At 34.9% G+C, this 7,137-nt stretch carries 7 protein-coding genes and 2 riboswitches; of the genes, 3 read left to right on the forward strand and 4 right to left on the reverse strand.

Translation table 11 applies throughout. The annotated features are described in order from the left end of the window. Positions 1 to 53: 53 nt before the first annotated feature. The 4 genes from IGL80_RS09680 to IGL80_RS09695 form a co-directional block, all read right to left on the reverse strand. Positions 54 to 479 carry a universal stress protein gene (locus tag IGL80_RS09680; protein WP_002360632.1) on the reverse strand — a complete coding sequence of 142 codons (426 nt, stop codon included), beginning with the start codon at positions 477 to 479 and terminating at the stop codon, positions 54 to 56. Beyond that, entirely contained in the window at positions 479 to 2,077 is a 1,599-nt protein-coding gene (locus IGL80_RS09685) for an Nramp family divalent metal transporter (RefSeq protein ID WP_002382010.1), read from the reverse strand. The genes IGL80_RS09680 and IGL80_RS09685 overlap by 1 nt, the downstream gene beginning before the upstream one ends. Positions 2,078 to 2,345: 268 nt before the next feature. Further along, a complete protein-coding gene (locus tag IGL80_RS09690) occupies positions 2,346 to 2,861 on the reverse strand; it encodes an AAA family ATPase (protein WP_002404595.1) in 516 nt (171 codons plus the stop codon). Between the two features lie 46 nt (positions 2,862 to 2,907). After that, positions 2,908 to 3,477 carry an adenylyl-sulfate kinase gene (locus IGL80_RS09695; RefSeq protein ID WP_002404596.1) on the reverse strand — a complete coding sequence of 190 codons (570 nt, stop codon included), beginning with the start codon at positions 3,475 to 3,477 and terminating at the stop codon, positions 2,908 to 2,910. 240 nt (positions 3,478 to 3,717) lie between these two features. Further along, positions 3,718 to 3,886: riboswitch (M-box (ykoK) riboswitch) on the forward strand. 44 nt (positions 3,887 to 3,930) lie between these two features. Between IGL80_RS09695 and IGL80_RS09700 the strand changes: the two genes are divergently transcribed. The 3 genes from IGL80_RS09700 to IGL80_RS09710 all read left to right on the forward strand — a co-directional run bounded on the left by IGL80_RS09700 (position 3,931) and on the right by IGL80_RS09710 (position 7,129). Beyond that, positions 3,931 to 5,703, forward strand: coding sequence for an ABC transporter permease subunit (locus IGL80_RS09700; RefSeq protein ID WP_002384764.1), 1,773 nt, complete (start codon positions 3,931 to 3,933; stop codon positions 5,701 to 5,703). 88 nt (positions 5,704 to 5,791) lie between these two features. Then, on the forward strand, positions 5,792 to 6,571 hold the full coding sequence (locus IGL80_RS09705; protein WP_002360638.1) for an ABC transporter ATP-binding protein: 780 nt from the start codon (positions 5,792 to 5,794) through the stop codon (positions 6,569 to 6,571). 61 nt (positions 6,572 to 6,632) lie between these two features. Beyond that, positions 6,633 to 6,800: riboswitch (M-box (ykoK) riboswitch) on the forward strand. A gap of 68 nt (positions 6,801 to 6,868) precedes the next feature. Continuing rightward, positions 6,869 to 7,129: a hypothetical protein gene (locus IGL80_RS09710; RefSeq protein WP_002363651.1), complete on the forward strand. Its 261-nt coding sequence runs from the start codon at positions 6,869 to 6,871 to the stop codon at positions 7,127 to 7,129. Positions 7,130 to 7,137: the final 8 nt, after the last annotated feature.

Below are 7,137 nucleotides of genomic sequence, written 5' to 3' on the forward strand. Positions count from 1 at the left end.
AAGGCCACCACGAATAGTAAATCGTGGCGGCTTTTTTAACTGTTTCAATTTTGTTAGCGAATAATCATTACAGAAATTGGGGCATATCGAGCCATATAAGCTGCTTGGCTACCAAAAAAGCTTTTTAATTTGCTAGTTGACTTGGAGCCAATAATTAACAAATCTGGTTTATTCAAAGGAATAAGCTTATTAATAATTAATTCTCCCGGGTTCCCTTCATTGACAATTACACTTACTTTATCGATGCCATTCGTTAACGCTTCTTGTTGATATTTTTCCGTTTGTTTCTCTAATTTCGCCAACTGTTCTTGCCAATAATTTTTATCTAACGATTGGTAAACATTAATCTCTTTCTCTTCTAAAATCGAAACAATAACCAATTCAGCTTGTTCTTCTTTTGCTTTTTGGATAGCATAATGAAATGCTTTTAACGCATCTGGCGACTCTTCAACACCAACCATAATTTTTGAAAATTTCATTATTTAACCTCCTCTACTTGTTGCTCCATAGCTGCAAGCTGCTGTGCGTATCGTTTATCACCTTTATATAATTCCACAACCGTCCAAACTAACAAGAGGATGACGAGTGCTATGATGACATAAGCAATATTATCGGCTAACGTAATTTGACTCGCTGTCGGATTATCACCGAAAAATCCTTCAATTTGATCAGGTAAGCCTTTCATATTGAGGTAAATTAAGCCAATGACAGAAACCCAGCCTAACAATTTAATTAACCACGAGTTTTTAAAATGTTCACCCATTTCAACACGGCTATCTGTAAACATCAGTAAAGGCAACATCGAAAATGGCAAAGCAAATGCTAGAAAAACTTGTGAATTGTTCATTAAATTATTAATCGCAATATGCTCCTCCACTGTACTTTTTCCGCTGGTCATTAAAACACAGATTAAGACAGGAATAACAGATAACAAACGTGTGACCATCCGACGTAACCAAATTGGTACGCGCATATGAATAAACCCTTCCATAATAATTTGACCAGTTAACGTTCCTGTAATTGTTGAATTTTGTCCTGATGCCAATAAGGCTACCGCAAATAAAATTGATAAAATTCCAGAACCTGCAATATGCGCTAAAATAGAATTACTCATAACCGCTGGATTTGATAAAGCATCAAACAAACCAAAGAATGAAGGATCTTTGACACTGCCGGATTTAAAAACGGCCACACCCATAATCAATAATAAAGAGTTAACAAAAAATGCCATCGTTAATTGAATATTAGAATCCCAAGTTGAAAAGCGTAAAGCGCGTTGAATATCGGTTTTATCTTTACGATCAATTTTACGACTTTGCACAACAGAAGAATGTAAATACAAATTATGAGGCATCACTGTTGCACCAATAATCCCCAATGCACCTGTCAATGGCGTTTGCCCATTCACCGCATGTGATGTAGAAAAAGCTTCTGCGCTAGGAACCAGCCCTTTAATTACATCTCCCCATACTGGATTTGACAATGCCACTTGATAAGCAAAAATCACAAAAATAACAACAATTAAAGCAACAACAATAGCTTCAATTTTTCTAAAACCAATTTTTGTCAATAACAACAAAAGTAAAACATCAAATACCGTAATGAAGACAGCCAGACCTAAAGGAATATGAAATAATAAATATAAGGCAATTGCGCCCCCGATAACTTCAGCGATATCTGTAGCCATAATTGCTAACTCTGTTAAAATCCATAATACAATACCTAACGTCTTACTAGTTCTAGCACGAATCGCTTGTGCTAAATCCATCTGTGAAACAATGCCTAATTTAGCAGCCATATATTGGAGCAACATTGCAATCAAACTGGAAATTAAAATAATCGACATCAATAAATATTGAAAATTTTGTCCCCCAGTAATTGAAGTAGACCAGTTTCCTGGATCCATATACCCCACTGCTACCAATGCTCCTGGACCTGAGTAAGCAAATAACGTTTTCCAAAAACTCATATTTTTAGGCACGTCGATGGTGCCATTAATTTCTTCAAGCGAAGGACCATTTGCATATTCAATCAAATGATGTCTTTGCTTTGGTTCATGTTCTTCTGAATTTTTCAATTCAATTCCTTCTTTCGTTTTGCAATAATTTTAAAAGGCCCTTCCCGTTAGAAGGTTAACCTCTAATATATTTTAGGCACACCTAAAATATACTGCTAAAAATAACAAAATGCAAGACTTGAAAGAAAATTTTGACAGTGTAAAAATAGATTGTCGTAAATGTGCGGTCTTAAAGTTTGAAGAAATCAGGGTAGCTGGTAGTTGATTATCTTAAGAAGTAGAAAATAAAGGACCTAAGTCATTTCGGCTTAGGTCCCTTATTTTGTTTTTATTCGGTTACTCTATTAAGAATGGTTGCTACAATTTCTGTCGTGTCAGCTGAATGATTTCTAAAAATCTCGGTAAACTGAATCTGACGAAAACCTTCAAGTACTTCGGGCAACTTATTTTTCCCCCATTCAAAAGTTCCATCATTTCTTTTCAATAATCTCTGTAAAATTTCTTCTTTCTCGACCGCTAACAAAAAATGATAAACGTCAATGCCTGCTCGTCTCAGATATCCAATCAGCTCTTCTTCATATTCATTTTTATAAAGGGTCATTGGAACAATAATCGGCCGTCCAGACTCTTTGGACATTCGTTTTAATAAATGAGCATTCCAGCAACGCCATTCCTGATACTCTTGAAAATCATTTTCTTTCATTTCTTCGGGAACTAACTCCATCAATGCACTACCAATAATTTCTGGATCATAAATGATTGCATTGGGAAGTTTTTGTTGTAACTCATGTGCAATGGTCGTTTTTCCGGCTCCAAACGCACCGTTTAACCAAATAATCATCATAATTTCCTTTCTTCTGAACACATTTCTTTGTTGCTTAATTTAGGTGCTAGATTACTTTTAATTTTTTTAGCTTTTGTATTTGTTCATCTACGCTATGTGTGCCATCTAAAAGATAGTCTGAACTTGCTGATACATTTTTTTCATGTTCTATAAATAGCGGTCTAACATTATTTAAATAGTTATGGGCCCACTTAATAATACTTTCTCCTTGAGAATAAGAATAATCTCTAATCACTTGGCGAGCAAAACAAACATCTAATGGCGTTTTCAGGTAGATCACAATATCAATAAAAGGCTTCAAATCATCGTGTAAATAGCCAAATGGAAAGTCTATAAAAATATAATTAAATTTGCCTTGAGCATTCACAGAAAAAAAGTCTTTCATTAACTGGGTAATATCGAATAAATTGACTGCAACGTTGAAATTTTTTAATAAAAAAGCATGGGATGGTGCCGATGGCAAAGCATCAATACTATAATCATCGAATGAAAGTACATAAGCATTTTCAACAGTATCAGATAAAGCATTAATGAGTGTCGTTTTTCCACTTGCTGTCACACCGCTAATTACTATCACTTTTGTTTTCAATACACTACCTCCCAAAATTTTAGACATTCACGTATAGTTACTACTTACATCTTTAACAGTAAACGAGACAAACTAAAAATACAACATCCTACGCTATTAACCTCGGGTTACATAACATACTGATCTGATAATTTCTCCCTAAAAAAACAGAATGTGGGCAATCTTTTTAAGAATCATTGAATAGAATAACAACAAACAGTAATTCAGGTATAACCAGCTAGAAATTGTTTTATTTTTAGTCACGAGTATGATAAGCATGTAAATCAAATAGAATCATATTAGGTGAGGTTACTCTGAAGAACACAGGTTATCGCTCGGAAATGTCGAGAGACAGTAACGAGTAAAGCAGGGATTGTCGAATTAAGGCTTTCCTAAGATAACTAGAATTTTTTTTCTTACGTCTCAGAAAGCCAAAGCTCAATTATTGTGATTACCCTATAATCTTCTTCTTTTATTCGGCGACCTCTTTAATATGATTAATTGGAGGTTTTTAAATTGAAAGCTGTCACTGCATCATCTAAGAAAAATACCCTACTTGCTAAAAGTATCGGGAATCTTACCTTGCTCATCATTTTAGGCATTTTCATTTTTATCATCGTCTTCTCTTGGCTAAAAATGAATCGCCCTCTCCACACCCTTCCCTCAGAAGAATTCCTCGCAACACCAAGTAAAACAGATGATTTCTTATCTCCATCAAATCTTTTTTACTTTTCAATTCGAACCATGTTTCGAATGATTGTGGGTATGGCTTGGTCCTTCCTGTTTTCCTTTGTTTTTGGTATTTTAGCCGTAAAATATAAAACGGCAAGAAGAGTCATTTTACCATTAGTTAATTTCCTTGAATCCGTTCCATTACTAGGATTTTTAACCTTTACAACTGCTTGGTTACTTGGTTTATTTCCAGGAAATGTGATGGGCGCAGAAGCGGTTGCTATTTTTGCCATCTTCACAGGTCAAGCTTGGAACATCATGTTGACTCTTTATCAAATAATGGAAGTTATTCCTTCAGATCTAGTCAATGTGACCGATCAGTTCAAGTACAATGCTTGGGAAAAATTTTGGCGGCTTGAATTTGTTTACTCAATTCCTGGCTTACTTTGGAACGTTATTATTTCTCAAACTGCGGCTTGGTTTGCCTTGGTGGCCAGCGAGCAAGCTTCTGTTGCCTTTCCTAAAGAAACCAACCTTTATTTACCAGGAATTGGTTCTTATATCCAAGTAGCATTAAATCGAGCCGACTTTAAATCCTGTTTATGGGCTGTTTTTGCCTTATTAATCAATGTGGTGATTTTAAACTTTTTAGTTTTTCAACCTTTAGTTCGAGCCACTTATTATTTTAAATATGAAACAGATGTCGAAAGTACGACGCCACCTAAATCCATCATTTATCATTTATTAAAAAAAGCAACTTTAACGAAATACTTTTCAAAAGCTTTTGTGAAATTCAGTCATTTTTGGATTTACGATTTACCAAAAGTTTGGTACTTTTTCAAGCTAGACTATCTCTATCGATTACTAGCAAAATTACGCCATTTCTTCAAAACATTATGGTATGTCAGCTTAACCATTATTGGGGTTTATTGTTCTATTAAGCTCTATCATTTCTTGCCCCATCAAGATTTCAGCATGATTCCTAGATTAACCCTTTATACTACACTACGGGTTACCTTGGCCATGGTCGTTGCTGGCATTATCTTTACTCCCTTAGCAATTTGGGTTGCGAATGATAATCGACGCTTAAGTATCGTTCAACCGATTGGACAAATTTTAGGCTCCATTCCGTCAAATGTTTATACTCCATTCATTGTGTTGATTATTAGTATGGGCTTCAACAAATTAGAATGGTGGATTCTACCACTCATCATGGTTGGTTGCCAATGGTATTTTTTCTTTAATGTAATTGCTGGCTACTTAGCCATCCCTGATGATATTCGTGACGTAACCAAACTTTTTAAATTATCTAAATGGCAATGGTGGACAAAATTTTTGATCCCTTCTATTTTACCTTACCTCATTACAGCAATTATTAACGCTGCTGGTGCTGCTTGGAACGCTGATATCGCAGCAGAAAGCATTCAATGGGGCAAAAAATCAATAGATGTTACTGGCCTAGGACAATATATTGCGGCAAACGATGGCGTAAAAGATAAATCTGCCTTAGGAACCTTAGCGATGTGTTTCGTTGTTGGTTTATGTATCGCCTTTGTTTGGCAACCTTTATATCGAGCAGCAAAACAAAAATTTCACTATTAATAGCTGGACGACTCAACTCGACTAAATTTTTAAGATAAACTAGAGAGGAGAACGATAGGTGATTTCCCTTGACCTATCTAATAAGACGATGGAAAATAAAGAATTATTAAGCATAAAATCAGTATATAAAGAATTTGAAATTGAAGGACATTCAGAACATTTAAAAGTCCTTGAAAATATTGATTTAACAGTTAAAACGAATGAATTTTTAAGTATTATCGGACAATCAGGAACAGGAAAATCAACGTTGCTCAGAAGTATCGCTGGACTTCTTCGTACAACTAGAGGTGAAATTACTTTTGAAGATAAAATCATTAATGAGCCTGATGCCAATATCGGCATGGTTTTTCAACATTTTGCCCTTTTTCCTTGGTTGACAGTTGAAAAAAATATCAGCTTTGGCTTAGAAAACCGTAAAGAAATTTCTCGCGAACAAATAAATAAAAGAGTCAGTAATCTCATTGAAATGATTGGTTTAACTGGTTTTGAAAAAGCTTATCCCAGAGAGTTATCTGGTGGAATGAAACAGCGTGTAGGCTTTGCTCGTGCTTTAGCCATCGAACCTAGCTTATTGCTCTTAGACGAACCTTTTTCAGCTTTAGATATCATTACAGCCAGCCAATTATCTAACGATTTATTAGAAATTTGGCTAAACAATCAAATTGCGACTAAATCAATTGTGATGATCACGCATGATGTTCAACAAGCAGTTCAACTTTCTGATCGGGTTGTATTAATGGATGCAAATCCTGGTCGTATTGCCAAAATTTACTCAATCGATATCCCCAGAAATCAACGTTCGCCAAAAACAACCATTGATATTGTAGAACAAATAACAGAAGAAATGGTTCGTCGCATTCATTTGTAAATAGAACTGTTTTGACTTCTGCTATGTCTTGACAAAGAGTTACTTAAAAGACTATTATTTCTTTGTAATAAGTTAGGTGAGGCTCCTATACAAACATAGGCTATTGCTCAGAAATGTCGAGAGACACCAATGAGTAGAACAAGACTGGTCGAGGAGAAGGCTTTTCTCAAAATAGCTAAGAGTGATCTTTACGTTGTATAGTGCTAAAGCTCAACGTTCATGTTGATGTATCTTTTTAGTCTCTAGTCAATCAGTTAAGTAAGTACTTTTATTTAAAATTAAGAGAGGAGTGAAAGTATGACTACTATGTTAGCAATCATTGGAACTGTTGCAATCATCACAGTTCAAGTTATTGAATATAATATGACAGAAATTCATATTCCTACTGCAGGAACATTTAATGACGATGATGCAGAACCCCCACATTCTTCTGTAACCCTTGTATTTATTCGCACTATACTTATCACTCTCTCACTTAACTTTCCATCTCATTTTTTTGAGATGGTTTTTTTATGTATTCTAGAAAATAATAAACAAAAAAGACTGTTAAATCAATGATTTAACAG

It is taken from the genome of Enterococcus sp. DIV2467a (assembly GCF_050532945.1).
Classification (GTDB): domain Bacteria; phylum Bacillota; class Bacilli; order Lactobacillales; family Enterococcaceae; genus Enterococcus; species Enterococcus faecalis.

Bases quoted from the DNA above. Each gene is read 5' to 3' on its own strand.
- IGL80_RS09710 (WP_002363651.1), top strand. From the start codon at position 6,869: ATGACTACTATGTTAGCAATCATTGGAACTGTTGCAATCATCACAGTT.
- IGL80_RS09695 (WP_002404596.1), bottom strand. From the start codon at position 3,477: ATGTCTAAAATTTTGGGAGGTAGTGTATTGAAAACAAAAGTGATAGTA.
- IGL80_RS09705 (WP_002360638.1), top strand. From the start codon at position 5,792: ATGGAAAATAAAGAATTATTAAGCATAAAATCAGTATATAAAGAATTT.
- IGL80_RS09680 (WP_002360632.1), bottom strand. From the start codon at position 479: ATGAAATTTTCAAAAATTATGGTTGGTGTTGAAGAGTCGCCAGATGCG.
- IGL80_RS09690 (WP_002404595.1), bottom strand. From the start codon at position 2,861: ATGATGATTATTTGGTTAAACGGTGCGTTTGGAGCCGGAAAAACGACC.